The organism is Brevibacterium limosum, from assembly GCF_011617705.1.
Taxonomy (GTDB): domain Bacteria; phylum Actinomycetota; class Actinomycetes; order Actinomycetales; family Brevibacteriaceae; genus Brevibacterium; species Brevibacterium limosum.
On record NZ_CP050154.1, the window covers coordinates 810,175 to 836,487 of the forward strand.

General features: G+C 66.4%; 28 protein-coding genes and 1 pseudogene. 10 read left to right on the forward strand and 19 right to left on the reverse strand.

Going from position 1 to position 26,313, the window contains the following annotated elements; genetic code table 11:
- Positions 1-52: 52 nt before the first annotated feature.
- From GUY37_RS03570 to GUY37_RS03585, 4 genes are all read right to left on the reverse strand, one after another.
- Positions 53-1,282 carry a calcium:proton antiporter gene (locus GUY37_RS03570; RefSeq protein WP_166822296.1) on the reverse strand — a complete coding sequence of 410 codons (1,230 nt, stop codon included), beginning with the start codon at positions 1,280-1,282 and terminating at the stop codon, positions 53-55.
- A gap of 341 nt (positions 1,283-1,623) precedes the next feature.
- Positions 1,624-1,998 carry a type II toxin-antitoxin system VapC family toxin gene (locus GUY37_RS03575; RefSeq protein WP_166822299.1) on the reverse strand — a complete coding sequence of 125 codons (375 nt, stop codon included), beginning with the start codon at positions 1,996-1,998 and terminating at the stop codon, positions 1,624-1,626.
- A complete protein-coding gene (locus tag GUY37_RS03580) occupies positions 1,995-2,252 on the reverse strand; it encodes a ribbon-helix-helix domain-containing protein (RefSeq protein WP_166822302.1) in 258 nt (85 codons plus the stop codon). Before GUY37_RS03580 ends, GUY37_RS03575 begins: the two co-directional genes overlap by 4 nt.
- A 132-nt stretch (positions 2,253-2,384) precedes the next feature.
- Positions 2,385-2,918 (reverse strand): DUF1453 family protein, encoded by a 534-nt coding sequence (locus GUY37_RS03585; protein WP_166822305.1) that lies wholly within the window; start codon positions 2,916-2,918, stop codon positions 2,385-2,387.
- Positions 2,919-2,997: 79 nt separating this feature from the next.
- On the opposite strand from GUY37_RS03585, the gene GUY37_RS03590 reads away from it, so the two are divergent.
- Positions 2,998-3,624 (forward strand): TetR/AcrR family transcriptional regulator, encoded by a 627-nt coding sequence (locus tag GUY37_RS03590; protein WP_166822307.1) that lies wholly within the window; start codon positions 2,998-3,000, stop codon positions 3,622-3,624.
- Positions 3,625-3,693: 69 nt separating this feature from the next.
- On the opposite strand, the gene GUY37_RS03595 is transcribed toward GUY37_RS03590, so the two are convergent.
- The 5 genes and pseudogenes from GUY37_RS03595 to ftsW all read right to left on the reverse strand — a co-directional run bounded on the left by GUY37_RS03595 (position 3,694) and on the right by ftsW (position 8,057).
- Positions 3,694-4,260, reverse strand: a complete 567-nt coding sequence (locus GUY37_RS03595; protein ID WP_166822310.1) for an NADPH-dependent FMN reductase — start codon at positions 4,258-4,260, stop codon at positions 3,694-3,696.
- The gene (locus GUY37_RS03600) at positions 4,257-5,483 is read right to left on the reverse strand and encodes an LLM class flavin-dependent oxidoreductase (protein WP_228278340.1); all 1,227 of its coding nucleotides are present in this window, start codon (positions 5,481-5,483) and stop codon (positions 4,257-4,259) included. The genes GUY37_RS03595 and GUY37_RS03600 overlap by 4 nt, the downstream gene beginning before the upstream one ends.
- A gap of 62 nt (positions 5,484-5,545) precedes the next feature.
- Positions 5,546-5,995 carry a MarR family winged helix-turn-helix transcriptional regulator gene (locus tag GUY37_RS03605; RefSeq protein ID WP_208094749.1) on the reverse strand — a complete coding sequence of 150 codons (450 nt, stop codon included), beginning with the start codon at positions 5,993-5,995 and terminating at the stop codon, positions 5,546-5,548.
- Positions 5,996-6,094: 99 nt separating this feature from the next.
- The gene (locus GUY37_RS03610) at positions 6,095-6,574 is read right to left on the reverse strand and encodes a DoxX family protein (RefSeq protein ID WP_228278341.1); all 480 of its coding nucleotides are present in this window, start codon (positions 6,572-6,574) and stop codon (positions 6,095-6,097) included.
- Between the two features lie 191 nt (positions 6,575-6,765).
- Positions 6,766-8,057 (reverse strand): annotated as a pseudogene (gene ftsW / locus GUY37_RS19470) (putative lipid II flippase FtsW).
- A gap of 147 nt (positions 8,058-8,204) precedes the next feature.
- On the opposite strand from ftsW, the gene GUY37_RS03625 reads away from it, so the two are divergent.
- The 5 genes from GUY37_RS03625 (at position 8,205) to GUY37_RS03645 (ending at position 12,824) form a co-directional block, all read left to right on the forward strand.
- Positions 8,205-8,771: a MogA/MoaB family molybdenum cofactor biosynthesis protein gene (locus GUY37_RS03625; protein WP_323127521.1), complete on the forward strand. Its 567-nt coding sequence runs from the start codon at positions 8,205-8,207 to the stop codon at positions 8,769-8,771.
- Positions 8,772-8,786: 15 nt separating this feature from the next.
- The gene (gene fdhD / locus GUY37_RS03630) at positions 8,787-9,668 is read left to right on the forward strand and encodes a formate dehydrogenase accessory sulfurtransferase FdhD (protein ID WP_166822316.1); all 882 of its coding nucleotides are present in this window, start codon (positions 8,787-8,789) and stop codon (positions 9,666-9,668) included.
- Between the two features lie 44 nt (positions 9,669-9,712).
- On the forward strand, positions 9,713-10,858 hold the full coding sequence (locus GUY37_RS03635; RefSeq protein ID WP_166822319.1) for an aminotransferase class V-fold PLP-dependent enzyme: 1,146 nt from the start codon (positions 9,713-9,715) through the stop codon (positions 10,856-10,858).
- Between the two features lie 309 nt (positions 10,859-11,167).
- Positions 11,168-11,401, forward strand: coding sequence for a hypothetical protein (locus tag GUY37_RS03640; protein WP_166822322.1), 234 nt, complete (start codon positions 11,168-11,170; stop codon positions 11,399-11,401).
- Between the two features lie 124 nt (positions 11,402-11,525).
- Positions 11,526-12,824 (forward strand): MFS transporter, encoded by a 1,299-nt coding sequence (locus GUY37_RS03645; RefSeq protein ID WP_166822325.1) that lies wholly within the window; start codon positions 11,526-11,528, stop codon positions 12,822-12,824.
- Positions 12,825-12,921: 97 nt separating this feature from the next.
- Here GUY37_RS03645 and GUY37_RS03650 read toward each other — a convergent pair whose 3' ends face one another.
- The 5 genes from GUY37_RS03650 to GUY37_RS03670 all read right to left on the reverse strand — a co-directional run bounded on the left by GUY37_RS03650 (position 12,922) and on the right by GUY37_RS03670 (position 18,273).
- Entirely contained in the window at positions 12,922-13,389 is a 468-nt protein-coding gene (locus tag GUY37_RS03650; protein ID WP_166822328.1) for an acetyltransferase, read from the reverse strand.
- Positions 13,390-13,530: 141 nt separating this feature from the next.
- Positions 13,531-14,304, reverse strand: coding sequence for an enoyl-CoA hydratase-related protein (locus GUY37_RS03655; protein ID WP_266096657.1), 774 nt, complete (start codon positions 14,302-14,304; stop codon positions 13,531-13,533).
- 8 nt (positions 14,305-14,312) lie between these two features.
- Entirely contained in the window at positions 14,313-16,502 is a 2,190-nt protein-coding gene (locus GUY37_RS03660) for an acetate--CoA ligase family protein (protein WP_166822334.1), read from the reverse strand.
- A complete protein-coding gene (locus tag GUY37_RS03665; protein ID WP_166822337.1) occupies positions 16,499-17,659 on the reverse strand; it encodes an acyl-CoA dehydrogenase family protein in 1,161 nt (386 codons plus the stop codon). The genes GUY37_RS03660 and GUY37_RS03665 overlap by 4 nt, the downstream gene beginning before the upstream one ends.
- A gap of 44 nt (positions 17,660-17,703) precedes the next feature.
- Complete coding sequence (locus GUY37_RS03670; RefSeq protein WP_166822340.1) at positions 17,704-18,273, reverse strand: thioesterase family protein; 570 nt, start codon at positions 18,271-18,273, stop codon at positions 17,704-17,706.
- A 122-nt stretch (positions 18,274-18,395) separates the two neighbouring features.
- On the opposite strand from GUY37_RS03670, the gene GUY37_RS03675 reads away from it, so the two are divergent.
- On the forward strand, positions 18,396-19,178 hold the full coding sequence (locus tag GUY37_RS03675) for an IclR family transcriptional regulator (protein ID WP_166822343.1): 783 nt from the start codon (positions 18,396-18,398) through the stop codon (positions 19,176-19,178).
- Between the two features lie 95 nt (positions 19,179-19,273).
- Here GUY37_RS03675 and GUY37_RS03680 read toward each other — a convergent pair whose 3' ends face one another.
- The 5 genes from GUY37_RS03680 to GUY37_RS03700 form a co-directional block, all read right to left on the reverse strand.
- Entirely contained in the window at positions 19,274-20,431 is a 1,158-nt protein-coding gene (locus GUY37_RS03680; RefSeq protein ID WP_166822346.1) for a PQQ-binding-like beta-propeller repeat protein, read from the reverse strand.
- A 3-nt stretch (positions 20,432-20,434) separates the two neighbouring features.
- A complete protein-coding gene (locus GUY37_RS03685) occupies positions 20,435-21,427 on the reverse strand; it encodes a cytochrome c biogenesis CcdA family protein (protein WP_166822349.1) in 993 nt (330 codons plus the stop codon).
- Complete coding sequence (locus GUY37_RS03690; protein ID WP_166822352.1) at positions 21,427-22,173, reverse strand: DsbA family protein; 747 nt, start codon at positions 22,171-22,173, stop codon at positions 21,427-21,429. Before GUY37_RS03690 ends, GUY37_RS03685 begins: the two co-directional genes overlap by 1 nt.
- 99 nt (positions 22,174-22,272) lie before the next feature.
- A complete protein-coding gene (locus GUY37_RS03695; RefSeq protein ID WP_166822355.1) occupies positions 22,273-23,001 on the reverse strand; it encodes a hypothetical protein in 729 nt (242 codons plus the stop codon).
- Positions 23,002-23,483: 482 nt separating this feature from the next.
- On the reverse strand, positions 23,484-24,203 hold the full coding sequence (locus tag GUY37_RS03700) for a DsbA family protein (protein ID WP_166822358.1): 720 nt from the start codon (positions 24,201-24,203) through the stop codon (positions 23,484-23,486).
- A 125-nt stretch (positions 24,204-24,328) separates the two neighbouring features.
- Here GUY37_RS03700 and GUY37_RS03705 point away from each other — a divergent pair, with 125 nt between their 5' ends.
- The 3 genes from GUY37_RS03705 to GUY37_RS03715 are packed head-to-tail and all read left to right on the forward strand — an operon-like array spanning position 24,329 to position 26,282.
- Positions 24,329-24,916, forward strand: coding sequence for a hypothetical protein (locus GUY37_RS03705; protein WP_166822361.1), 588 nt, complete (start codon positions 24,329-24,331; stop codon positions 24,914-24,916).
- Entirely contained in the window at positions 24,913-25,302 is a 390-nt protein-coding gene (locus tag GUY37_RS03710; RefSeq protein ID WP_166822364.1) for a BlaI/MecI/CopY family transcriptional regulator, read from the forward strand. The genes GUY37_RS03705 and GUY37_RS03710 overlap by 4 nt, the downstream gene beginning before the upstream one ends.
- Positions 25,299-26,282: a M56 family metallopeptidase gene (locus tag GUY37_RS03715; protein WP_166822367.1), complete on the forward strand. Its 984-nt coding sequence runs from the start codon at positions 25,299-25,301 to the stop codon at positions 26,280-26,282. The genes GUY37_RS03710 and GUY37_RS03715 overlap by 4 nt, the downstream gene beginning before the upstream one ends.
- Positions 26,283-26,313 lie beyond the last annotated feature (31 nt).

Sequence of the window (26,313 nt, forward strand, 5' to 3'; positions counted from 1 at the left end):
GGCGTAGGCTGCACACGCGTCGGCTCGGCGGCTCACGCGTTGTTCCGGCAGCTCACGCGAAGAGTGCGAGGCCGAACACGACGAAGATGATGAGGTGAGCGGCACCTTGGACGGCGGTGACCTTCTTGCCGGCGAACCCGATGACCGAGACCAGCAGGGTGATCGCCAGCAGCGCGAGGTTGATCGGCGACTCGGCGAGCACGATCTGCTGATCGGTGAGCATCCCGATGACCAGCACCGTCGGAATCGTCAGCCCCACCGTCGACACCTGTGCGCCGTGGCAGAGATTGCTCACGCGCTGGATCTCACCGTTCCACGCCGCTCGCAGGGAGGTCAGCGTCTCGGGCAGGAACACGATCATCGCGATGACCACGCCGGACAGCGCCACCGGGGCGCCGAGGCGGGCCAGACCGTCATCGAGGAGTGTGGCCATATCGTGGGAGAGCAGCACAATTGGCAGCACAGTGGCGACGAGGAGGGTCAGCCGGAGGACGATCTCCACCCGGTGGGTCGAGAGGATCTCGACGATTCCCTGAGTCTCTTGGTCGGACGGGTCGGCCGCCTCGGGCCGGCTTGATTCGGACTGGTCGGCCGCCTCGATGGGGGAGGACTGGGTCGTTCCGGCAGTCGATGAGGCGTCCGCCGAAGCAGCCCCGACGGGGGCCGCCTCGGTGAATTCGTGGGCCTGCGGTCCCATCTGCCGGTAGAGGAAGAAGACATAGGCGCCGACGGTGATCACGATGATCGGGATCTCCTGCCATATCTCATAGGCACCGTCGGGGGTGCCGATGAGGGTGGGCACGGCGAAGGCGAGGGCGGCGAAGACGACGATCATGACCAGGTAGTTCGAGACGCCGGTGCGATTGTGGGTGAGCGCACCGTGGCGCAGTCCGCCGACCAGCAGGCAGAGGCCGATGACAGCGCCCAGGATGATCATCGACACCGCCATCACCGAATCGCGGGCGATCGTCGCATGGTCGCCGGGGCCCAGCAGCACCGCGGCGATGAGGATGACCTCGATGAGGCAGATCGAGATCGTCAGCACGAGTGAGCCGTAGGGATCGCCGAGGCGGGACGCTAAGTGTTCGGCCCCTGTGACGACTCCGAAGGCGCAGACGAGGATGACCGCGATGATGACCACGAGTGCGGTCACAAGCAGCGGCAGGGGGACCGGCGAAGCAAGCAGAGAGCCCATGAATTGCAGGGCGATGAAGACGCCCCAGCCGAGGACGAGTCGCAGGATTGCGGTCGGCGTGATGATTGAGCGGAGGGCGGCGGTCATGAAAGGTCTTCCTGTCTCTGAGGCCGTCCTCATCGTGAGTCTCTCTCAGCCGGGTCGTCCCGACTGGTTCCTTCCGCTTTCAGGTTATCCAGGCCCGCTTGACCCGGCAAATCCGGTGATCTGGGGCACCGGATGACCTGGGCACTGTTCCGGCTCGAGCGCGTCGTCGGGCAAATGCGGTGCGCGTTGGTGGGTGCGAGCCGTTCGTCGGAGCGCACGGTCTGGTTCTGTATAGGTTCTTCTGAAATGACCACTTTCCTCGCTGGGCAATTCAGAGCAGGATGTACCGATTCGCTGGCTCGGGCAGCCGCCGAAAGTGGATTGGTCGGTTGTGCGTCGGGCTAATACGGTGCGCTCAAGCCAGGGAACATGGGGAAGTGCTTGACGTTGAGCGTCAGGGGAGTGGTGTTCAGGGATAATGCGGTTGCCGCAATCGCCAAATCAGCTGAATCGATACCGCGATTGCCGGGTAACCAGGCTCTGCTCAGCTCGCCCGCGAGTTCCGAGATCGACTCGTCGACCGGGTGCCAGGTGAGAACGGACAACAGTCTGCGAGTGGGGCCGTCTTCTCCTCTTCGCATGCCAGCGAGCACTTCGAGGCGACTCATTTCACTTGCATGCAGGAGGCCGTCTGCGCGTGCCGCGAAGAGCGCGGCTTTCGCTGCTTCGCGTCCTCGGAGGACATCGATGAGGACGGATGTATCGACAACAGTCATTGCGAAAGGACTTGGTTCAGCCGGTCTCCAGAACGCAGGCGCTCAACGTAGGCCTCTCCGTCTTCCTGCCGGTCGATCCAGGCGCCGAAAGCTTCTTCGATGGCACTGTAGGCATCATCGGTGCTTCGACCCGTGCCATAGGTGTTCTCAACGGCATCTCGAATCAACGCAGAGATCGATCGACCCGTCCGTGACGCTTCGTTATCGAGCAGCCTGCGGGCTTCGATGGTCAATGAAATCTGAGTGCGTTGCATGATGTAATGTTACATCACCAAATGCAACGTGTCTCTGCCGAATGAGTGCGAAAGTGCAGGGGGACCGTCGCTTCAGAACACGTAGGCGGCGTCCCGCTCCTCCTGGGTCGAGGCACAGGCTCGAGCTGCGGTTCACCGCTGTCGTACTCGGTCGACGAGGCGGCTCAGGGCCGATGTGTCGGAGCCGTTTCGCATCGCGTCGCGATTGCTGAAGGGGATGCCCGACTGCAGACCCCGCCCGCCGCAGGTGATCGCTTCGCCGAGCAGGCTCAATCCGATGCTCAGTGTCATGGGACGAACGGCTTCTTCGGCGCCGATGAGCTGAGCTCCGAAATGCAGGCCCAGCCCTGCGAGCAGGCTGCAAGCCCAGATGATCATCGTCTTCACCGTGTATTTCTGGTGGAGAGTCCCGTCTCGCTCGAAGAGGACCGTGGAAGCTCCGCGCAGCATTCCGAAGCTGACGCCGACCACCACCGAGGCGGTCAGGAAGGTGACGTTCGCCGGTGTCCAATGGCTGAATCCCCACAGTTCCTTGATGGCCAGTCCCAGCAGGATCAACGGTGGAATTGCGAGATCTTTGGCGTCGACGGGCTCTCCGCGGAAACGTCGAACGATGACGACGACGATGACGGCTATGACTCCGAGGGCGATGAGGAAGGGTGACATGGGCGATCTCCTTTGATGTATTAGCAGGAGCGTGCTAAAACGATAGCACGATGTAGCAGGGATGTGCTATAAAAGATCTATGCCGAAATTCGTCGACCCTGTTCAACGGCGAGAGCTCATCGCCGATGCGCTCTTCGCCATCGTCCTCAGACAGGGACTCTCCAAGGTCTCGCTGCGGACGATCGCCGATGAAACCGGCTTGGCCATCGGCTCCATCAGGCACTACTTCTCCGCCGCCGACGGGATCGTGCGCTTCGCGCTCGAGACCCTTGTCGAGCGAGTCGGCGGTCGACTCGAGGCGCGACTGGCCGATATGCTCCCCAAGCTCGATGCCGGGAATCTCGACCACGGTGAAGCCAAGGAGCTGACGGTCGACTTCCTCTCCGAACTGCTGCCGCTCGAAGAGACACGGCGGCGGGAGTCAGTGGTGTGGCTGGCCTTCGAAGAGGAGGCGCGAACGACCCCGGAGCTCGCTGACGTCTTCGAAACTGCAGTGCTCGGCACCCGTGCTCTCATGGGCCGAGTCGTTGAGAGTATGAGCGTCCGCGGAGTCCTGCGCGCGGGTCTCGACGCTCAAGCCGAGGCCGAGACCCTTGCCGCTCTTATCGACGGACTGACACTGCGCTCGGCGCTTCACTCCGAGGTCCTGGCCCCTGAGCGCGCTCGCGAGCTGCTGGCTGCGCACCTCGAGCGTCTGCGCGCCTGACCTTGGTCATGGGGCGCTTCACGCAGAGTTCGCATATTCAGACGGTGGGCGGACATCGCTCTTGAACGATCAGAACCCGTAGGCCGCGTCCCGCTCCTGACGGATCGAGGCAAAGGTGTGGGTGAGCACGATCGTGTCCTCGACGAGGCGGTCGAGTCGCTGAAGGACATCGTGGCTGACGATCTCGCCGCGGTGCAGATCGCTCTCCTCGACGAACACATACGGCTGGACGACCTGCGCCTTCATGTAGGTCAGGATCGGCAGCAGGTGCTGAGCCGGAATGAGGTAGTGCTTCGACGATCCGGCCGTGGCGATGACGCCGACGACCTTGTCGAGGAAGGCACTCGTCGGCAGCAGATCGAAGACGTTCTTCAGAGCCGCCGGAATCGAGGCCTGGAAGATCGGGGTGCCGATGATGATCGCATCGGCGTCCATGAGCTCCCTGGCCACCCGACCGGTGTCACCGGTGTACTCGGTGAAGTTCCGGCCGTCGGCAAAGACCATGTCCGCCTCGGCGAGGTCGATGACACTCAACTCAGCGGTGGGGTCATAGGCGGCGACCACCTCGGCGAGGTGATCGATCACGGTTCGGGTCTTCGTTCCGACGTTCGAGCCGGACAGCAGGACAAGCTTCACGAGTGGGCCTCCTCGGCGGAATCGAATGCGGAACCAGCAGGGCCGGACGCTGAATCGGCGGATCCGACTCCCGAAACCCCAGGCGGGGCAGCGGTGTACTTCTCCACGGCGGGCAGGATCTCGGTGCCGATGAGCTCGATCTGCTTCATCACGTCCGCGTAGGCCATCCCGCCGAAATCGACCTGCGCGAGGTAGCGCTGATGGCCGAACACCTCGTGCTGGTGGAGGATCTTCTCGATGATCTGCTGCGGGCTGCCGATGTTCGCGATGCTCGCCGGGTCGACGCTCTGGGCGAAGTGCTGCTTGGGCATGCCCTGCCCGTTGGTGCGCTTCATCCCTTCGTTGATGTGGGGGTACATGCCAGCCAATGCTTCCTGCGAGGTCTCGGCGGCGTGGAAGAAACCGGCCGTGGCGATCGGCAGGGTGGCAGGATCGAATCCGGCATGAGCGGCCGCGCGACGGTAGGCATCGACGGTGCCCTTGAACACCGAGGTGGTCCCGCCGAGGTGGGCCATGACCATGGGAACCCCGGCCAGTCCCGCCTTCACCGCGCTCGCCGGCGCTCCGCCGACCGCGCGCCAGATGCGCAGCGCCCGCCCGGTGGGGCGGGGGAGGACCTCGGCGTCGTTGAGCGGTGCCCGGAACCGACCGGACCAGGTCACCTGCTTCTCGCGGTTGATCTGGAGCAGCAGATCGAGCTTCTCCTCGTACAGCTCTTCGTAATCGCGCAGGTCGTAGCCTAGGAGCTCGAACAGTCCGACCCGGGAGGCGCGTCCGGCGACGAGTTCGGCGCGGCCGCCGGAGATGAGGTCGATGGTGGCGAAGTTCTCGAACACCCGGACCGGGTCCGAGGTCGACAGGATCGTCGAGGAGCTGCCGATCCGGATTCTATCCGTGGCTTGGGCGATCGCGCCGAGGATGACGGCATGGGCCTGCGAGGCGAAGAACTCCTGGTGGCTCTCGCCGAGGCTGAAGAAGTCGAGACCGGCGGACTCCGCGGCTTGGGCGTAGCCGATGAATTCGTGGATGCGCTGGCCAGCGTCGACGCGTGATCCGTCGTGCGGGTCAGGCAGATGATCGCCGAGGCTGTAGATGCCGAACTGCAGGCCCTGACCTTGGTCGAGGCCGAATTCGTGCATGTAGTTCGGCTGCTGTGACGGCGTGGACTCGGGTGTTCCGGAAGCCTGCGTCGGGTTGGTGTGCGGCTGCGTGGACTCGCTCAAGGTGTCTCCTCGTGATGGCGACGAAAATGTCATTTGCCATGTCAACTGAGACAGGGGCGGGATTATTCCCGTGTGCCTTGACCGCGCTTCCGACCGGTGTCGTAGAGCTTCTTCATGAGCGCGTGCAGCTGCACCTTCTCATCTTCGGTGAGAGCATCGTCGAACAGAGATGACTGCTGCTGAAGCTGGGATGGGAATGCGCGCTCGAGGAGTTCGCGGCCCTTGGCCGTGAGCGAGATGTGTTTGGTCTTCCAGTCCTGTTCGCGGGAGATGAGCCCCTCGGCCTCGAGGCGGGCGAGCAGGCGGGAGATCCCTCCGCCGCTGACGGTCAGACCCTCGGCGAGAGCGGACTGGGTGATCGGTTCGAAGTTGCGGATGTGGGCGAGGGCCTCGAACTGGGCGACGGTGAGACCGAACTGACGCAGGTGCTCATTCGACAGCTGGTTGCTGTTCTGGACGAAGCGGGCCATGCGCAGCCAGATGAGCGTGCTCAGGCTCAGATCCTCCACCATGGCTCCTTCGGCTGACTTCGTGCTCGCGATTCGTCCTCACATTACCTGGCTGCAGGTAAGGCAGGGAGTGGGCCCAGGCGAAGAGTCCTGCCCGGCCTCTCAGGCGTCAGCGGCCACGGCGCGTGATGCGCTCGAGCGCTTACGTCCCTTGCCGGCTCTGCCGGCGAAGAGGAGGCGGTCGACGCTCAGACGGCCAGGACCTGCGGCGGCAATCAGCAGTGCGCCTGCGGCCAGTGAGGCGACGAGCTCCCACCCTCCCTGATCGACGAACGGGGTCGGGACGAGGTGGACGATGATCAGGGCACCGATGACATTGGCTGCCAGCAGGAATCCGACGATGGGAGTGAGCGCACCGAGGATGAGCAGTGCTCCGCCGATGAGTTCGACGAAGGTCGCAACCGGGGCCGCGATATCGGCCATCGGCACTCCCATCTGCGCAAACGAATCGCTCGTTCCGGCGATGGTCCATTCGTTGAACTTCTGCCACCCGTGGGCGATGAAGATCGCGCCGAGACCGATCCGGGCAAGGAGAGTGATGACGTCGCGGACGATGGTCGGCATTCCGGTTGTGGGGTACACGGCGATCTCCAGAGTTGATTGAAAGTGCAATCACACGATATTGAGTGAATATGGCAAGACGCTGAATGCCGTGGCCATTCCGAGGTGGGCCGACCAACGGATCCGGCGATGAGTGGAAGACCAGAGAGGATGCTCGCAGTGAGGTTCACGACACCCGGCGCACCCATCGGCGGACCGCTCCAGTGGTGGCCTCACTCGACTCGGGGCCGCGCGGTCGCGCCGGAAGCGGTGTAAGTGTGGTCCATTTCGGTGGGGGAAGCCTGAGCGGATGAGGCCCGCGGGCGTGCCGCATCCGGCTCGGAAGCGCGGGCGAAGGCGAGGACGATGCCGACCCCGGTCAGCGTGGCGACGAGAGACGACCCGCCGTAGGAGACTAGGGGCAGCGGCACTCCGATGACCGGCAGCAGAGTCGTCACCACTCCCATATTGATGAGTGCCTGGCCCACGATCCAGACGAGAACACTCGCGCCCAGGACCTTCGTGCGCCGGTTCCGAGTCAACAGGGAAGCGCGGACGAGCCCGACGGCGATGAGGCCGAACAGCGCGACGACGCCCAACGTTCCGAGGAGCCCGAACTCCTCACCGACGATAGCGAAGATGTAGTCGTTGTGGGCCTCTGCCAGCCAGAACCACTTCTCGCGACTGGCCCCGAGTCCGACACCCGTCCATCCGCCGGAGGCGAGAGCGAACAGACCGTGGTTGGACTGCCAGTGCTGGCCCAGAGCCTCGGCATCGCTCTGCGAATCGCCGGCGAACATCGCCCGCACCCGTGCCATCCGGTAGGGACTCGAGATGACCAGGAGCGTGACGGCCACGGAGATGACTGCGAAAGCGATGGCGAAGTACCGTTTCGGCACCCCGGCGACGAACAGTGTGGCCACCCCATGAGCATGAGGACCAGCGTCGTGCCGAGGTCGCCTCCGATGAGGATGAGCCCGGCAGCGACGATGACCGGCGTGAGAGTGAGCAGAAGCTTCCGGGGGCGATAGGCTTCGGAGGTCAGGCGTGTGAGTGCCACGGCTAGCCAGACGACCAGGATGGGTTTGAACAGCTCAGAAGGCTGAGCCTGCAGGCCCCCGATCCGCAGCCAGTTCGTGCTTCCGTTGACTGTGGTGCCCAATCCCGGAACGAGCGGCAGGGCGAGCAGCAGCAGGCCCGCTCCCATGAGCGGCCACGCCAGCCTCTCCCAAGCGCGGACAGGTGTGAGTGCGGCGAGGACCATCATCGTCAGACCTGCGAGTGCAAAGACCGCCTGCCGTTTGAACACGGAGAACGATGAAGCACTGGTGCCGTCGTACGAGGTGATCGATGTCGCTGACAGCACCATGAGCAGGCCGAGGCCGACGAGGCACAGGCAGGCTGTGACCAGCATCGTCGTTCCCGGAAGCAGGCGCGGCGGTCTCTTCAGCAGCTTCCGCAGGGAACGTGCCGTCGTCGGCCGATCCGCGCCCATTGGGTGTGCGCTTCGTTCCCGACCGTCCATGCATCCCCGCTGACTTCATCCGCTGTGACTGGCCAGCCTTTCAAGAGACCGCTCATACATGCAAGTCGAGTTGTGGCGTTCTGCTGTCCGCTCAAGACGCGGCGATGAGACCGGGCCGGACGGGAGTGCGAGACGTAGGATGGGATTGTGAGCACTCCGACGAACATGACAGATTCCGCCCTCGACGCTCAGCGAGATGCCCTCCTCGGTGCCGGACGGTCGGCGGCCGTCATCATCGCGTCCACCTCGGCGGCCAGAGGGGAAGCCGCGGATACGACGGGCCCCATCCTCGTCGAGTGGCTGCGCGACCGCGGCTACGAAACGCCCGAGGCCATCGTCGTCCGCGACGGCGAGCCCGTCGGCCAGGCCCTGCGCGAACTCCTCGTCGACACCCCGGAGGCCGATCGCCCCCGCTTCATCGTCACCAGCGGCGGCACCGGCTTGGCACCCGATGACCGCACCCCGGAGTTCACTGCCGAACTCCTCGAACGCCAATCCCCGGGCCTCATCTACGCGATGTGGCGCAAGGGACTGGAATCGACCTCCTCGGCTGTGATGAGCCGCGGCGTCGCTGGAGTGCGTGGCCGCAGCTTCGTCATCAACTTCCCCGGTTCGAAGGGCGGGGTCAAGGACGGAATCACCGTCATCGATGACCTCCTCGAACACATTCAGACCTCCGTCGAGGACACCACCGACCATGGTCCTCGGGTCTGAGAGGGGAACGAGAACATGCAGATGCGCAAGGCCGTGCGAGCCCGGGTCTATAAGTTCGACGCCACCGGTGAGGTCTCGGCCGGCCCGGATTCCCTGGCAGGTGAGGAGCCCCTGGAGATCCAGCTGGGCGGTGAGCCGTACACGGTGACCATGCGCACCGCCGGCCACGACGTGGAATTGATCGCCGGCTACCTGCTCTCCGAGGCGGTCGTGACTTCGATGGACGATATCGAAGAGGTCAACTTCTCTGCCGGAATCGCCCCCGACGGCAGCCGGAACTACAACGTCGCGCAAGTGCGCCTGGTCCCGGGGACCTGGAATCCAGAGTCGGCGCCGGCCCGCAACGTCTACACCTCATCGTCGTGCGGAATCTGTGGAACCGCGGCCGCCGATGCCGTGACGAAGACCTCTGCTTTCCCCCTTATTCCCGCCGCTTTCCACGTCGAGGATCACGGGGAATACGAGTTTCCACAGCTGCTCTCGGCAGCCCGCATCGGCGAACTGCCCGATCGTCTGCGACAGACGCAGGAGATCTTCGACAAGACAGGCGGAGTCCACGCAGCTGCCCTCTTCGCCGTCGGCGAGGACCCGAACGCAGAACCCGAACTGCTCGTCGGGCGTGAGGATGTCGGTCGGCACAATGCTGTGGACAAGGTCATCGGCTGGGCCATGGCCAACCGGGGACTGCCGCTGCGGTCAACCGTCCTGCAGGTGTCCGCACGGGCATCGTTCGAACTCGTCCAGAAGTGCGCGATGGCCGGCATCCCGATGATGTCCGCGGTGAGCGCTCCCTCGGCGATGGCTGTCGACTACGGCAAGGACGTCGGCGTCAGCGTCATCGGCTTCAATCGCAAGGGAAAGTTCAATGCGTACTCGTACCCCGAACGCGTGGCCTGACTTCGCCGAGGCGGCGCCGCAGTTCCAGTGCTAGATTCGCTGGCATGGACATCAATGACGATCCAGCCCTGAACATCGCACAGGCGCGCACCGAATGGGACGTGCAACGTACTTTCCTCGATTCGTGCTCCTACGGTCCGCCGCCTCGGCGCGGGTGGGAGGCGATGCAGCGATCGCTCGACGAATGGAGGATCGGCAGTGTTCCGTGGCAGACGTGGGCGGACTCCGTCGGTGCCAGTCGCGAGCTGTTCGGTCGCCTCGTCGGTGTGCCCGCCGGTCAGGTGGCCACCGGGGCCGCTGTATCGCAACTGCTCGCCCCGATCGCCGCGGCCCTGCCCGACGGCGCGGAGGTCCTCATCCCCGACATCGAGTTCACCTCCGGGGTCTACCCGTTCGCCGTCCATGCCGACCGCGGGGTGCGGGTGCGCACCGCGCCGCTGGCCACCCTCGCCGAGGCGGTCGATGAGTCCACGGCACTCGTATCCTTCTCCGCCGCACAGTCGGCTACCGGCGAGGTCGCCGACATCCCTGCGATCACGCGTCGCGCCCGCGAGGTCGGGGCCATCACGGTCCTCGACGGAACACAGGCGGCCGGATGGCTGCCGCTCGACGCGAAAGAGGTCGATTTCCTCGCCGTCGCCGCCTACAAATGGCTGTGTGCCCCACGCGGAACCGCTTTCCTCACGCTGCCCACTCGATACTCGGCGGCCGACGCCCCCGATACCGTCGGCACCGACCACCTGCGCCGCGACGACTTCTTCGGCCGGCTCAAGCCTCTGGCCGCAGGCTGGTTCGCGGCCGGAGCTGGAGCGAGTTACGGGATGCCGATGCACCTGGCTGACGGTGCCCGAGCCTTCGATATCTCACCGGCCTGGCACTCGTGGGTCGGCACGGCTCCGGCGCTCGAGCTGCTCCTGGAGATCGGCATCGACCAGATCCACACTCACGATCTCGCCCTGGCCAACCGGTTCCGGGCTGGGCTCGGTCTGGGAGAGTCGGACTCGGCCATCGTCACGATCGACCTCGACGCAGGTCAACGTTCCTGGCCCGGCGCACTCGACCGACTCGACGCGGCCGGGGTGCGGTACTCGCAGGCCGGAGGCAATATGCGCTTCGGATTCCACCTCTACAACGACGAGGCAGATGTCGATACGGCGCTCAACGCTGTGACAGGCACCGTGACTTCCTGACGGGCGCTGCCGTCCCGCACCCGGACCCGTCCAAGCGCTGAGCTCCGCAGAATTCGATAACACAGCCATAACGATCGATAGGCCGTTCTCCGGCGGCGGACAGCCACCCGGCCCCACTGGTCGGGGCAGGGCGGCCTTTGTGAACGAACTGCAACATTCAACGGTTTCTTCATGTGGCGATCGGAGCGCGAACTCGGGGCTAATCTTGTTTTCGGTGCCTGTCCGGTGTGAACGGGACGGGCACGACTGACAGACCAACGCGCATCACGACCGTACCTGCGGCGATGCCGAGAACGAGATGGAGTGACGATGACCTACACCCTGCAGGCCGTTGAGAACTCGGATGAGAAGACAGACCTGGTCAAGCGGTTCTGGACCGGAGCGCTCATCGTCATCGTCGCCGCCGTACTGGGTGGGCTGCTGGCATGGAACGAACAGCACCCCATGGCGGTGGCACTCGCCATCCTCGTCGGCGGTGCCGGCGTCCTCGGCGTCGATATCGCTGTGGCCTACCGGTCCGCGGTGCGACGCTCGAAGGCCTGAACCATGCGAGCCCCGCACCCGTACCCGTCGAAGCGCTGAGACACAGCAGCTGAGACACCACGACAGCCGCCGTCCGCCTCCGGCTAACATGCTGACTTGAAGCATGCGCGATAGGAGGTGAGCGATGACCAGCCACGACCAGACGGCCCCGGGCATCGGACTGCTCAGCGTCCTCCTCGGCGCCGTGGCCGCCGGACCGATCCTGCTCTACGGGCTCAGCGCCACGAGCGACTCGATCATCGCCGAAATCGGCATCTCCGAGGCCCACTTCGGACTCCTGGCCACCACCTGTTTCGGCGCCGCGGCCATCGGCAGCGCCACCCTGGGCAGGCTCGCCGATCGCCACTCCGACCTCTCGCTCATGGCGTTCATCTTCGTCCTCTCCGCACTCGCCCTGCTCCTGGTGGCTGTGCCCGACGGGTTCTGGATGCTCCTCGTCGCCGCCGGCCTGTCCGGCATCGCCCAGTCCTTCCCCAACGGGGTGACCAACCGGATCCTGCTCGAACGCGTCCCCACCGTCCGGCGAATCGGCTGGGTCGGCATCAAGCAGTCCGGAGTTCAGGTCAGCCAACTCGTTGCGAGCCTGCTCTTCCCCGTCCTTGCAATCGGGATCGGCTGGCGCGGCGCAGCCCTGACCGCAGCCGTCATCCCGCTCATCCTCCTCGCCATCACCTGGCATTCCCTGCGCACCACGCCGCTGCTGCCCACCGCGCCCTCGAAGGTCGACACCGACACCCCCACCGAGGCGGCCGACACCGACGTTCCCACCGAGGATGCCCACACCAACGCCTCCACCGAGGCGGCCGACCGTCCCGCTGAACCGGCCCCCACGCGTCCGGCGAGGCATCCGGGAATGGTATGGGCGCTCGCCGCCTTCGGGCTCATCAACGGCATCGGCGTGCAGGCGACGAACGTGTACATGCCCCTCTTCGCCGTGCGTGAGATGGGCTTCTCCCTCGTCCTCGGCGGTGCCACGGCGGCACTGGCCGGCGTCATCGGCGTCATCGCGCGTGTGACCTGGGCCAGGCGGATGGCCAAAGGAGCCTCGGGCGCCCACCTGCTGCTCACGCTCGCCCTCATCGCCTTGGTCGGGGCGGTCCTCTTCTTCGTCTCCGAGGCCACCGGCTGGGCGGCATTTCTCTGGCTGGCCGTGGCCTTCCACGGCATCTCTGCGCTCGGGGTCTCCGTGGTGCTCATGGCCGCGCTCATGCGGGTCATCCCGGCGGCTTCGATGGCCTCGGCCAGCGGGATGGTGACGGCCGGAATGTTCTTCGGCTTCGCGCTCGGGCCGCTGCTCATGGGTGTCATCGTCGGTTCGCCCGGCGGGTTCGAACTCGGCTGGATCGCCGTAGGTGCCACCTATGTGCTGTGTATCCTGCTCGCCCTCATGCTCATCCGCGTGAATTCTCGGGGCCGGCGATGAACGAGGGTGGTGATGGCAGGTGGTGAACGGCACCGCCTGCCGACAGTGACCATCTGCCGGCGCAGGAGAAGGCTCGCAGCGTCTCGGACCGTACGAATCAGGTCAGCTGCAGATGCAGCAACGGGTACGGTCGTCCGGCGTCGTCGGTTTCGCTGCGACGGAGAACGTGGAAACCTCGACGAGTATAGAACTCCACGGCTTGGCGATTCTGTTCATTCACGTCGACGTTCCTGACGCCCTGGTCTTCGACTGCGTGGCTGAGAAGCCTCGTGCCGATACCGGTGCCGCGCTGCTTCACGTCGATGAACAGCATTTCCAGGTTTCCGTCGAGGACGCCGGAGAATCCCACCGGTCGACCATTCAGCTCTGCGACAGTGAGCGAAACGGCGGGGAAGTAGTCAGATGACAGTTTGGATTCGATCTCATCGCGGTCCGACTCGGCAAGGAAATCGTGGGTCGCGTCGACCGCGCTTCGCCAGATGGCGACAAGGGGCGCAAAGTCCTCTGGTCCGCGTGACGGCCGAACTCTCAATGCACCCGCGCTGAGGTCTGGCTGCTCACTCATGTCTCTATTATGGCAGGTACGGTCTGAGATCTTTGGCGTCCAACCTGTTGTTCGCCGGGGAGTGCTTCCGCGGCGTCTCCGTCGTGCTCATCCGCGGGGTGTGAAGGGCGAACTGAACAGAGAAGAGCATCCCAGGAGAAGTCAGCGACCCTGCCAGAGAGGCTCGCGCTTCTCAGCGAAGGCCAGCGAGCCTTCGCGGGAATCGGCCGACCTCAGCATCGTCTGGTAGTGCTTGAGCCGGCCCGAGCGCATGAGGGCGAAGCCCTCCTCGACGTCGAGCGTCTGGGTGGCCGAGACCACTTCTCTGATCGCCCGCAGCGCCAGAGGTGCCCCGCTGCCGACTTCCTCGGCGAGCTCGAGTGCGCTGCCGACGACTGCGGAGGGTTCGACCGTCCGGTTCGTCAATCCCCAGCGTTCGGCTTCTGCCGCGCTCATCCGGCGTCCGGTCATGAGCATCTCCAAGGCCACGGCCGTGGGCAAGAGTTTGGGCAGACGCAGCACCCCGCCGGAGTCGGCGATCATGCCCAGCTGAACTTCGGTCAGCGCGAACTCGGCTTCCGAGGACGCGACGATGAGGTCGGCGGCCAGGGCGAGTTCGAAGCCCCCGCCGAAGGCCAGACCGTTGACGGCGGCGATGATCGGCTTCGTGCGGGTGAAGTACTCGGTGAGTCCGGCGAAGCCGCCGGGGCCGTGATCGGCATCGACTGCTTCACCTGCGGCCGCGGCCTTGAGGTCCCAGCCGGCGCTGAAGAAGCGCGTGCCGCCGCCGGTGAGCACCGCCACCCGCAGCTGTGGGTCGGCCTCGAACTCGGAGAACGCCGCGTAGAGGGCCTGACTGGTCGCCACGTCCACGGCGTTGGCTTTCGGCCGATCGAGGGTGATCAGAGCCGTCGTGCCGATGGTCTCGACTGTCACTGGTGCTGTCATTTCAAGCCTTTCACTCGTGTGTTCGATGTCGTCTGTGCCTCGGCCGCGCAGCGCAGGAGCACATCGACGGCCACTGCTCCCCGCCAAGCTGCGGTGGTATCCAGTTCATCACGGGCCTCGCTGCCGCACTCGACGCTGCGCTCGCCGGTCTCGACCTTGGTCTGGGCCTGTCGAAGGATGAGCGGGTTGACCTCGAGTTCGGAGACCGTGCCGTCGGCCAGGGACCAGTCGACGATTGCGGTGATCGCCTCGATTGCGGCATCGACATCGGCGCGCGGTCGGCCGCGGACCCCGTCGAGCAAGGGCCACAGCTTGAGGGAGCGCAGCGCCGTGCGGATCTCCTCCGGGCGGACCGGCAGCAGGAGGGTGACGAAGTCGCGGATGACCTCGACGAGGGTGCCCCCGACTCCGAGGGTGAGGATCGGCCCGAAGGTGGGATCCGTGCGCAGGCCCACGACGAGTTCGGCGACCCCATCGGAGACCATCTGTTCGATGAGGAACAGCGTGCCGACGGACTCCATGGCGCTGACGGCCTCGATGACCTCGTCCTCGGTCATCAGCCCGACCTGCACTCCGCCGTGGTCGGATTTGTGCGCCATGACCGGTTCGACGACCTTCGCGACCACGGGGAAGCCCAGCTGTGCGGCGGCCTGCGCGGCCTCGACCGGGGTGGACACGACCCGACCGGCCGGCACCGCCAATCCGTGCGCAGACAGGGTTCTCTTCGCACTGTCCTCATCGGCGATCACCGGCTCTCCACCCGAAGCCGCGCCGGAGCGGTCGGCGGCCGACAGCAGAGGCAGCGGCGCTTCGGCCCGGGCCTCCGAGATGTCGGCGGCGATGCGGATGGCCGCCATCGCCTCCCGCACTCCGTGCAGCGGCACGATCCCACGGTCGATGAGGTCGATGGCGACGTCCTCCGGCAGACTCTCCGGCAGCGAGGTGACGACACCGGCCGGAGCGGGATACTCGGCAAGGGCACCGACGAACGCTTCCAGGGTGCCCATCCAGATGCTGCGATCGGCACGCCCCCGACGCGGGACGTCGAGGGCCAGCAGGTGCAGCTGTGTGCCGGCGGTGAGCAGCTGGGAGAAGCATGTCTGCTGAGCGGGGACATCCCCCCAGATGTAGGTCTGGTAGTCCAGGGGATTGCGCACATGGATGCGCGGGCCCACGGCCTCGCGCAGCCCGGCGGCCGTTGCCGCCGGCAGCTCGGGCATCTCGACTCCGGCGGCCTCGGCGGCATCGGCCAGCAGCGCGGCCTCGCCTCCCGAGCAGCTGGCCGAGGTCAGGGTCGGTGCCGACAGGGCACCGTGGACGTGCAGCAGCGAGAGCGTTTCGACGAAGGTCGGCAGATCGTGTGCCCGTCCGATACCCAACCGGGTGAAGAGGGCGTCGACGAGGACGTCGGGGCTGCCGAAGGAGTTCGTGTGGCTGAGGTTGGCCTGCTCGCCCAACGCCGAGGTCCCGGACTTCAGAGCCACGATGGGCACATCGGCCTCCCGGGCCTTCGCGGCCAGGGTCTCCAGCGCGTGCACATCGCCGAGCGCCTCGAGGTGGAGGCCGATAGCGGTGATGCGCGGATCGTCGAGTAGGCCGGAGGCGAGATCCGCCCCGGACAGGGCCGCGCTGTTGCCCAGCGTGGCCAGGAACGCCAAGGGCATGCCCCGACGCTGCATGCTGATGTTCTGAGCGATGTTGCCGCTCTGCGTGATCACGGCGACGCCGGATTCGACCCGCCGGCCGCCGTGTTCATCCGGCCACAGAGCCGCCCCGTCGAGGTAATCGATGATGCCGATGCAGTTGGGGCCGATGAGCGGCATGTCACCGGCTGCCGCGACGAGCTCGTCCTGCAGTCCGGCTCCGGCCTCATTGTCCTCGGCGAAACCCGAGGCGTGGCAGATCGCACCCCCGACGCCGGCGGCGGCAAGATCCCGCACGACTGCGGGCGCCGCCTCGGCGGGCACCGCGACGAGAGCGGCGTCCGGGGTTGCGGGCAGATCCGCGATCGAGGGGCAGCAGGGCACTCCGGCCAAGGTCTCCCGGCCGGGATTGACCGCCCAGATGGGGCCGTCGAACCCGATCGCACGTGTCTGCTCGATCGCTTTGGCTGCCGTCCTTCCGCCGATGACGGCGATGCTTGCTGGTTTGAGGCAGCGCCGAAGCTTGCGATGGTCGAACATCATGCTCCCAGCGGCCGCAGCAGCGACCGGGAGATGATGTGACGCTGGATCTCGCTTGTGCCGTCCCAGATCCGCTCGACACGGGCATCGCGCCAGAAACGTTCGATAGGCAGTTCGTTCATCAGACCCATTCCGCCGAAGATCTGCACCGCGTCATCGGTGATCCGGCCGAGGGCCTCGGAGGCGAAGAGCTTGGCCATGGCCGCGTCCCGGTTGCTCATGCGACCTTTCTGGAGGCGGCTGGCGGCCTGCAGCGTCAGCAGCTCTGCGGCCTCGACGTTGGTGGCCATGTCCGCGAGCTTGAATCCGACTCCCTGGAAGCGCCCGATGGTCTGGCCGAACTGTTCGCGTTCGGCCGCCCACCGGGTGGCCATGTCGAGCACGCGACGGCTGCGGCCGACGCTCGTGGCGGCCACGCTCAGACGGCTGGCGCCGAGCCATTCGTCCATGAGGTCGAAGCCGCGTCCCTCTTCGCCGAGGCGCTGGGAGGCCGGGATCCGGCAGTCGACGAAGGACAGCTCGCACTGGTGGTAGCCGCGGTGGGACACGCTCGCCGAACCGCGGGTGACCTCGAAGCCGGGGGTGCCATTGTCGACGAGGAAGGCCGTGATGAGGTTGCGGGGTCCGCGCGGCGTCTCCTCGGTGCCGGTGGCGGCGAAGAGGACGACGAAGTCGGCGGCATCGGCGTGGCTGATGAAGTGCTTGGTGCCGTTGATGATGTAGTCGTCGCCATCGCGCACGGCACGGGTGGTCATCGAGCGCACGTCCGACCCCGCGCCGGGCTCTGTCATCGCCAGGCAGTCGTGTCGTTCGCCGCGGACGGTGGGCAGCAGGTACGTCTCCCGTTGTTGTCCCTCGCAGGCTTCGAGGATGTTGCTCGGGCGGGCGACGAGCATCTGCAGGGCGAAGCTCGTCTTGCCGAACTCGCGCTCGGCCAAGGTCAGGCTGATGGGGTCGAGTCCGCCGCCGCCGATGTCCTCGGGCATGTTCGCCGCGTAGAGACCGGCGTTGAGGGCCCGCTCGCGGATCTGGTCGGCCAGGCCCTCGGGCAGTTCGTCGAGGCGTTCGACCTCGTCCTCGTAGGGCATGAGTTCGCGTTCGACGAAGTGCCGGACGGTGTCGGCCACGGCCTGCTGTTCGATGTCGAGTGAAAAGTCCACTGTGCTGCTCTCCTGGATTGGGGTAGGTGCGTGTCGGCGCGGTCTCAGCGGCGGCGGATGCCGATCGGACGGCCGATGAAGGCGGGCCGTTCGAGTCCGGCATGGGCCTGCTGCAGCTGGCTGACGCGTTCTAAGAGCTGATCGCTCATCGGTGCGGAGCGGCCGATCTCGGTGTCGACGTGGACGAGGAGCTGCTCGCCCGCGGCGACGATCTCGTCTGTGGTCACATTGCGCATCGTGTGCATGATGTGCACGCGCTTGGCGTCGAGGTCGAGCACGGTCAGTGCCAACTCGAACGAATCGCCCCTGCGCGCCTGCGAGAGGTTGTGGATATGGGTCTCGACGGTGAAGAGGGAGTGCCCGCTCGCGCGGTAGTCCTCATCGATCCCGATGAAGCGGAAGAAGGCATCGGCGCTGTGGCCGAATGCCAGGAGGTAGCTCGATTCGCTCATGTGGTCGTTGTAATCGACCCAGGCCTCAGGGACTTCCGAGCGGTAGAGCGCGAGAGGCGCGGGAAGCTCGTTGCCTTCCTGCCACTCCATTCGTCCCGTGCCCTCGAATGGGGTTCTGATCCTCGCCTCGTCCTCAGACATGACGTTTTCGTTCCGTCGCATATACCGCAATCATAATGCACATTATGCAAAGGCAGCGTGGATCTTGTCAATGCGTCCGGCGCCGAGGCGAGCCCTGGTACGGTGCAGAGGCGCGCACCGCGCGTTCAAGCAAGGGAGTGCCAATGATTGAGAAGCCAGGTGCCGAGAATCCGCCGTCCAGCGGTCGGATCCAGTCCGTGGAGAGGGCGATCGGTCTCATGGAGGCCATCGCCGATGGGCCGGAGCAGGGATCGACCATCGCCGAGGCGGCCGACGCCTGCGGTATCAACCGAGCGACCGCCTGGCGCCTGCTGGCCACGCTTGAGGATCGCCATTATGTGGAGAAGGATTCCTACTCAAGCCGCTATACGATCGGATTCGCAGTCAACAGGCTGGCCCGCAGCGCCAGCGTCGACCATCTCATCAATCGCTGCCATCCGATCCTCAAGCGGCTGAGCGATCAGACAGGGGAGACCGCCAGCCTGGCGGTCCCGCGTGAGCTCGGCCTGATGTATGTCGATGAGGTCGTCCCGCCCAGCCTGATGACCGTGCGCTGGATCGGGCGCAGGGTCTCGCTGCACGCGACCTCGGCCGGCAAGGCGATGTTGGCGTGGCTGCCCGAAAGCGATACGCGCGCCGCGCTTGCCGCGCCGCTCACCGGCCATACCGAGTCCACGCACACGCAGATCGAGGAGCTTGAGGCCGAGCTCGCGGATATCCGCAGAGCAGGATACAGCGTTGCCGCCGGAGAACTGGAGCCTGGCGTGTGCGGTGTCTCGGCTGCGATCCGTGCGCACCAGCGCAGCCCCATCGGGGTCATCAGCATCTGGGGGCCGCAGGAGAGGATCCCCGATGGGAGATTCTCAGAACTCGGCGCGCTCGTCGCCGCGGCCGCGCGCGAAGCCGTCGGGGGATCGGGCGACTGACCGCCGGCCGCCTGCGATTCTGCGCATCGAGGCACCGTGGGGATCCTCAGCCGGTCCTGTCGGCACCCTCTGACCGAACCTGTCCAGGGGCAGCCTCAGGACTCCTCGGAGTCCTCGGCGACGCGGTCGGTGGCCAGCAGGGTCCGATCGCCTGCCTGCACCGTGCCCAGACCGTCGGGGGTGAACGCCCCCGGCACCGCGACCACACCCGAGCCGTCGGCCGGGTAACCGCGAGCAAGACTGCCGGTCATGGCGTTGTGGACCCGCAGTGTGCCTTCCTCGCGCAGATAGATCAGTCCTCCGACCGTCGCCTCGAGTTCGACCGACTGCGGCACCGACACCGGCAGTTCGTTCTTGCCCGTGTCGTCGATGACCGTCAGCCCCTGCTTTCCGAGCGTGACGATCGCCCCGGTGTTCGCATCCTGGGCGACCCCGCGGGCGTCGTCATCGAGCAGCTCGCCGGTCTCGCGATCGAGCACCGGGCCGACTCCGTCTCCGGCGTCGAGGGCGATGACGTCTCCTCCCGGATCCGTCTCGGGGGCGGCACGCAGCTCATCGGCGTTCCAGCCGTTGTCCGGCAGTGACAGCTCCCATGACTGCTCACCTGTGGCGCGCAGCGTCTTGTCGTCGGTGCTCAGTATCGTGCCTCGATACTCGCCGAGGCGGCGCACGTCCGAGGCACCGTCCTGCACCGCCTCGCCGGTGGCCGGATCGAGGGCGAGAGCTTCGGTGGGCTCGGCGTCCTCGGCGGCGAAGACCGTGCCGGGTCCGCGCATCGGGCCGGGCACGTCGACGGGTCCCCACTCCTGCTCGCCGGTTTCGAGGTCGTAGGCGCTCGCGGTGACGTCCTCGTCGCAGTCGGTCGACGAGTCCGAATCGGTGAGCACGGCCAGCGGGGCGCCGTCGGCATCGACGCTGACGGTGAATCCGGTGCATCCGCTCGGCCGTTTCGCCTGCCACAGTGTGGACCCGTGGATGTCGACGGCGGAGAAGTCGAGGGTCTCCTCGCCGGTGCTCGCAGAGAGGAAGACCTCACCGAGGTGCGCCGGCGGCAGGTCCCACCCGGGCTCGACGAGCTCGAGCGGCTCGATGATCAGCGGCAGCTGCAGATCGGAGGCGTCGACGGCGTCGAGTTCGGTCGTGACCTGCTCCGGCGTCCGGTCGAAGTCGTCGGGGGCCTGGGAGCAGCCTGCGAGGGCGAAGAAGCCGATGAGCGGTCCGGCGAGGACGGAGAAGAGTCTGCGGGTGCGCATAGTTCAGTGCCTCGTCCCGGGCGTCTGCGTTGGCTTCGCCGACTCCTCGGCCGAGGCGGTGCCACCCTGGTCGGATGCCACGCCGCCCTGGTCGGATGCCATGCCACCCTGACCGGAAGCTGCGGTGCCCCGATCGGAGGCCGCGCCCTGGTCCGCGGCAGCGGCGCGCCGGGCGCGGCGACGCTCATGGCGGAACCACAGGGCGATCGCGAGCACCGCCAGCACGCAGACGACGATGATGTCGGTCGTCGTCGAAGACCACGAGCTCACCCATTCCTGAGCATGGGCCAGAGTGGTCGTGGGTACCAGTGACGGTGCCGAGACGAGGCCGTTGGTCGTCCAGAACACGATGCCCACGACGATCATCAGGACACCGGTGACCATCGACATGATCGGCAGCCTGCGACCGAAGAGGGTGACCGAACCTCCGCGCAGGACCGACCGGGTCCGGGAGCCCACGCGGGTCCACAGTGCCGCGATGATGAACAGCGGCACGACCATCCCGGCCCCGTAGACGGCGAGCATGATGCCGCCGAGGACGAAGCTGCCCTTGGTCGCGGCCAGAGTCAGCACCGCGCCGAGGATGGGCCCGGCACAGACTCCGGCGATCCCGCTCGTGGCGCCGAGGAGGAAAGTCTTCGTCCATCCGGTCGCCCGCGCGGAGCGCTGCCGGGCGGCATCGGCTCCCGGCAGCATCTTGGCCGGGTCGAAGCCGAAGCCGAAGAACTGGACGATGCCGAGGACGATGAGGATCACCGAGGCGACGAGGACGATCGCGCTGCGGTGGGAGGTGAACAGGGCCCCGAGCGTGCCGGCACCCATCCCTAAGGGGATGAGCACGAGCAGCATGCCCACATAGAAGATGAGGCCGTGCAGGATCAGGCGCGAGCCTGCTCCGACGGTGGAGCCGAAGAAGGCCGGCAGCAGGAGTGCGGCGCAGGGGCTGAGCAGGGCGAGGATTCCGCCGATGAAGGCGCTGATCAGGCTGATGTCCATCAGTTCTGTCCTTTCTTCGCCGTCTCGACGGCATCGACGAAGACGTCCGTGGGCTGGGCGCCGACGTACGGCTGCCCATCGAGGATGAATGTCGGGGTGGAGAACGCACCGAGGTCGGTGCCCATGGCGGCGTTGTCCGCGACCGCCTCGGCGGTTTCCTGGGAGTTCATGTCCGTGGTGAATCGGTCGGTGCCGAGGCCGATCTCTGCGGCCACCGTGGTCAGGGCTTCGGGTGTGAGCTCATCGGGGGAGCGGGGCTTGCCGTCTGAGAACAGGGCATTGTGGAATTCCCAGTGCTTGTCCTGCAGGGCCGCGGCATAGGCGGCCTTCGCAGCCTGCTCGGACGCGGAGCCGAACACATTGACCTCGCGCCATTCGATGCGCAGGTCCCCGGAGTCGACGTAGTCGAGCATCTTCGGCAGAGTGTCCTGCGACCAAGCGGCGCAGTAGGGGCACTGGTAGTCGGAGAAGACGACGAGCTTGACGGGTGCGTCGGCGGGACCGTCGGACATCGGATCCGATTCCTCGCTGGAGTCGACATCGCCGAGGTCGGACTGCTCGGGGTCGGCGACCTCGGTGACGACGACCTCGGATTCAGCTCCGGCGCCACCGGCCGTGGGCGTCGACTCGTCCTCGCCGCTGCGGTCGATGACGAGGATCATGAGTACGAGTGCCACGGCGATGGCGCCCACCGTGGCGGGGATCCACCAGCGGTACTGCGGTCGCGGTGCCGCATGTTTGGCCATGCTCTCACTCCTGGGTTACTAAGATGCTTAGTAAACTATAGTTCATCGATCTCGCGGGCCGAAAGCTGCGCATCGACTTCCGCCGGCATCGACGGCCGGTCATTTCTTCGCTGATCGGTCCGCAGGCGGGATGAGCAGGGGGCTTCCGGGATCGCCGACGAGGCGGGCACCGGAGTCGGCGATGTGGTGCGGTGCGCCGAATCCTCCGGACTCGGTTGCCTCCTCGGCGGCATCGAGGAGCTGTCCGTCATCGGCCGACCGTGTCTGCGTGCCATTCTCGTCCGCTTCCCCGGCGCCCGATTCGGTGACGACGAGTCCGGCCCCGACGGCGGAGAGTTCGCCATCCCCGTCCAGCGGTGCATCCCAGCGCTTCGTCCCGTCGAGGTCGAAGCCGTGCAGCTTCGAGTCACTGGTCACCAGCGTGCGGCTGTGCGAGTCGAAGCCGGCGCCGTCGATGCCGGAGGCGACGGTGTCTCCCGAGCGCAGGTCGATCAGGGTGCGCTGCCCGCCGCCGCTGCCGAGGAGTGCGTGGGAGCCCCCGACGGTCTCCCAGGGGGTCTCACGAGCCTCAGCGGCCGTGAGTCCGAGGTCCGCGACGGGGCGAGTCCACAGTCGTCGACCCTCGAGGTCCTCACCGATGAGCTCCTCGCCGTCGGTGAGGACGAGGTGGCTGTCGAGGAGCGCGAGGATCCGCGGTGAGTCGCCGTCCTCGACGGCCAGTTCCGCTCCGCTGGCGGGATCGAGGACGGTGCGAGGGCCGCCGGCGCCGATGAAGTCCTCCGGCGGGCCGGCGAAGACGAGGCCGCTGCCGAGCAGCGGTCCGGGCACCTCGACGGGCCCCAGAGCTTCTCGCCGGTGTGCAGATCGAAGCCTGAGGCCGTCGTCTCGAGCGAGCCGCTCGATCCGGACTGCTGGTCCATGAGCACGGCCACCGGCCCGTCTGCGGAGTCGCTGACGAGGAAGCCGGAGCAGACGCGCGGACGCTGGGCCGACCACAGGATCGTGCCGTCCGAATCGACGGCGCGGAACTCGAGGTCGGACTCGGCCTCGTGCAGTGACAGGAACACGTCTTCGGCCTCCTGTGCGGCCACGTCCCAGCCGGGGTCGATGGCCCCGGTCCCGCTCTCCCTGGCACCGGCGGTCCCCGAGTCGTTCGTCTCGGCCGGGCGGAGTGTCTCGGCCGGCGAGTGCACCGGTCGGGGGTCGGCCGATTCGCTGTTCGCGTCGAGGCCCGAGCAGGCGCTCAGTGAGCCCAGGGTGAGCAGGCAGGCGGGCAGGATCATGGCGGCTGCCGCGCGGCGTTTCATGTCTCAGCTCTCGGCTCGGGCGAGCGCCTCATCGACTGCGTCGGTGAACTGCTGGGTCGGCTGTGCGCCGAGCAGCGGTTTGCCGCCGATGACGAAGGCCGGTGTGCTCGAAACGCCGATCGACTGCCCTTCGGAGGCGACGGTCTCGAACTGCTCGTGGGCCTCGGTCGAATTCATATCCTGTTTGAACTGCATCGGGTCGAGGCCCAGGTCCTCGCCGAGGCTGACGAGCGAGTCGTCGTCGAGCTGAGACTTCGGTCGGTGCTCGCCGCCTTCGAACAGTGCGTTGTGATAGTCCCAGTACTCATCCTGCTTGCCTGCGGCGAAGACGGCGCGCGCGGCCCGCTCGGACTCCTCGCCGAAGACGGCGAGATCGCGCATCTCGATGCGCAGATCCCCGGAGTCGACGTAGTCCATCATCGCCGGCAGGGTGTCCTCGTTCCAGGTAGCGCAGTAGGGGCACTGGTAGTCGGAGTACATGACGAGAGTGACCGGAGCGTCGACGTCACCGACCGCATTCGTCTCCTCGGGATCCCTGTGCTCGACGAAGGACAGGTCGACGTCTTCTTCGGCGGAGCCGTTCTGCGAACTCGAGGTCTCTTCCTGGGCATCGGCATCTGAGCCGCCTTGGTTGGCGATGACGATTCCGATGACCACGGTGGCGAGGATGATGACGGTCAGAGGGACGAGCCAGAACATGGGGCCGCGTTCGGTGCGAAGCACAAAAGCCTCCTGAAGGTGAAGTCGTTGGGGTGTGCCGGGGCGATGTCGATCTATTTACTATGAAGCATAGTATACTAATGTGCATAGTAGACTCGTATCGGTTGCCGTATCGGAGAAGGACCCTCATGCTCGTCAATGCTGTCAAGGACGCCTACCGGGGCCTGCTGCTCTGGGACCGTAGGCGCATCGCTGCGGCGGCGGCCGCGGCGGCAGGCTCCGCCGTGGTCATCGGTCTCGCGACAGTGCTCATTCCCAATTCCCTCTTCGCCCGCGACATCCCGCCCGTGTGGTGGGACTATCCGGTGTGGATCCTCACTGCGGCGCTGCTCGGGATGCTCATCGCCACCTACGTGCGCAGCCCTGGATCCGAAAGAGGGTCGAGCGGCAGGCTCTCCGCCTCCGAGGGAGGCTCGAGCGGCCACGACTCGCCGACCGAGGGGCTTTCGAGTGGTACGGAGGTCGCCTCGGAGCGGCGGTCGGGTGTCCTCGGCGGCGTGGGCGGAGTGCTCGGATGGTTCGCCGTCGGATGCCCGGTGTGCAACAAGATCGCGCTGCTCGCCCTGGGCTACACTGGCGCCTTGACCTACTTCGCACCCCTCCAGCCGATCCTGGCTGCGGCTTCGGTCGTCCTCCTGCTGGTGGCTGTGATCATCCGCCTCAAGGGCCAGTACTCGTGCCCGCTTCCCTCGCCCGAAAGGAGCGTCCGCTCATGACTCACGATGACGATCGGGGTGGGACCTCCTCGCCGATTCGCCTCGGCGCCCTCGAGAAGCAGGTGATGGGACTGCTGTGGGACCATGAACCGCTCACGGTTCGGCAGATCATCGAGCTCTCGCCGGCCGAGCCTGCGTACACGACCATCGCCACCGTGCTGACCAACCTCGAGCGAAAGGGGCTCGTCAGTCGCGAGCGTCGCGGCCGCTCGGTTCTCCATGCCCCGGTCGTCAGCCGCGAGCAGCACACCGCGCGGACGATGCAGGCGGCCCTGATCGACGGCGGGGATCGTGCGGCGTCGATCCTCCACTTCGTCGAGGGCATCGATGCCGCCGACATCCGTCTGCTGCGCGACTACCTCGACGCGAAGGGTGCCGCCGAATGAGCCTGCTGATCGGCGGTGCATGCGTCGCCGCGCTCGCCTTCGTGCTCGCCTGGGCCGGTCCCGCCCTCGTTCGCTCCGCCGCGCCGGTCCTCATGCGTGTCCCGCGCGTGGCGGTGTTCGCCCTCCTGTCCCTGCCGATGCTGTCCTGGGCCGTGGTGACCGCGCTCAGCCTCATGGCGGCATGGCTGCTCAAAGGCCCAGATGTGCTGCCGATGCCCATCGGCGACGTGTGCCAGCGCTGCCTCATTGCAGCGAACCCCTTCGGCGGTGCTCAGATCGACACGCTCATCCCCGTCGTCCTCTTCCTCCTCCTGCCTCTGGTCGTCACCTTCGGATTCCTCATCCGCGGTGGGCTTCTTGCCAGGCGGCGGCACCGCGAGAACGCTGAGACGGCTCGACTCCTCGGCCACGACGCCGCCGACGTCGAGGTGGCCGGACGGACCGTCAAGATCGTGAGCGGCCACCGGCATCTGGCCTTCTCCCTGCCGCGCAGGTATGGGGGAGTGGTGCTGTCTGAGAATCTGTGTTCGGCGCTGGAGGCCGGCGAGCTGACGGCCGTGCTCGAACACGAGAGGGCCCACGTCGACCAGGGCCACCACGCGATCATGGCCCTGGTGGAGGCCTTCGTGCGCCCGCTGCGGTTCATCCCGCTCTTCGCGGAGGTCGCAGCCTCCGTCCCGCTCTACCTCGAGATCGCGGCCGATGATCGCGCGCGGAAGGTCGCAGGGACTCCCGCGCTGGCCGGCGCCCTGCTCAAAATCGGGCCCCAGGTGAGAGAAGGCGGTCATCTCGGCGGTTCGTATGCGCTGAATATCGCCGGGCCCGACCGGGTCCGGCAGCTCGTCGCTCCCGTGAGGATGTCGCCGGGACTGCTTCCGACGGCGGCTCTGAGCAGTGCGCTGACCGCCTTCTGCGTCCTCTTCTCCTCGGTCATCGCCACCTATGTCGGAGTTCTGCTCACCGGCTGCACTCTGTCCTGACGGTCCAGGCGCCGTGGGAAGCGGTCAAGCC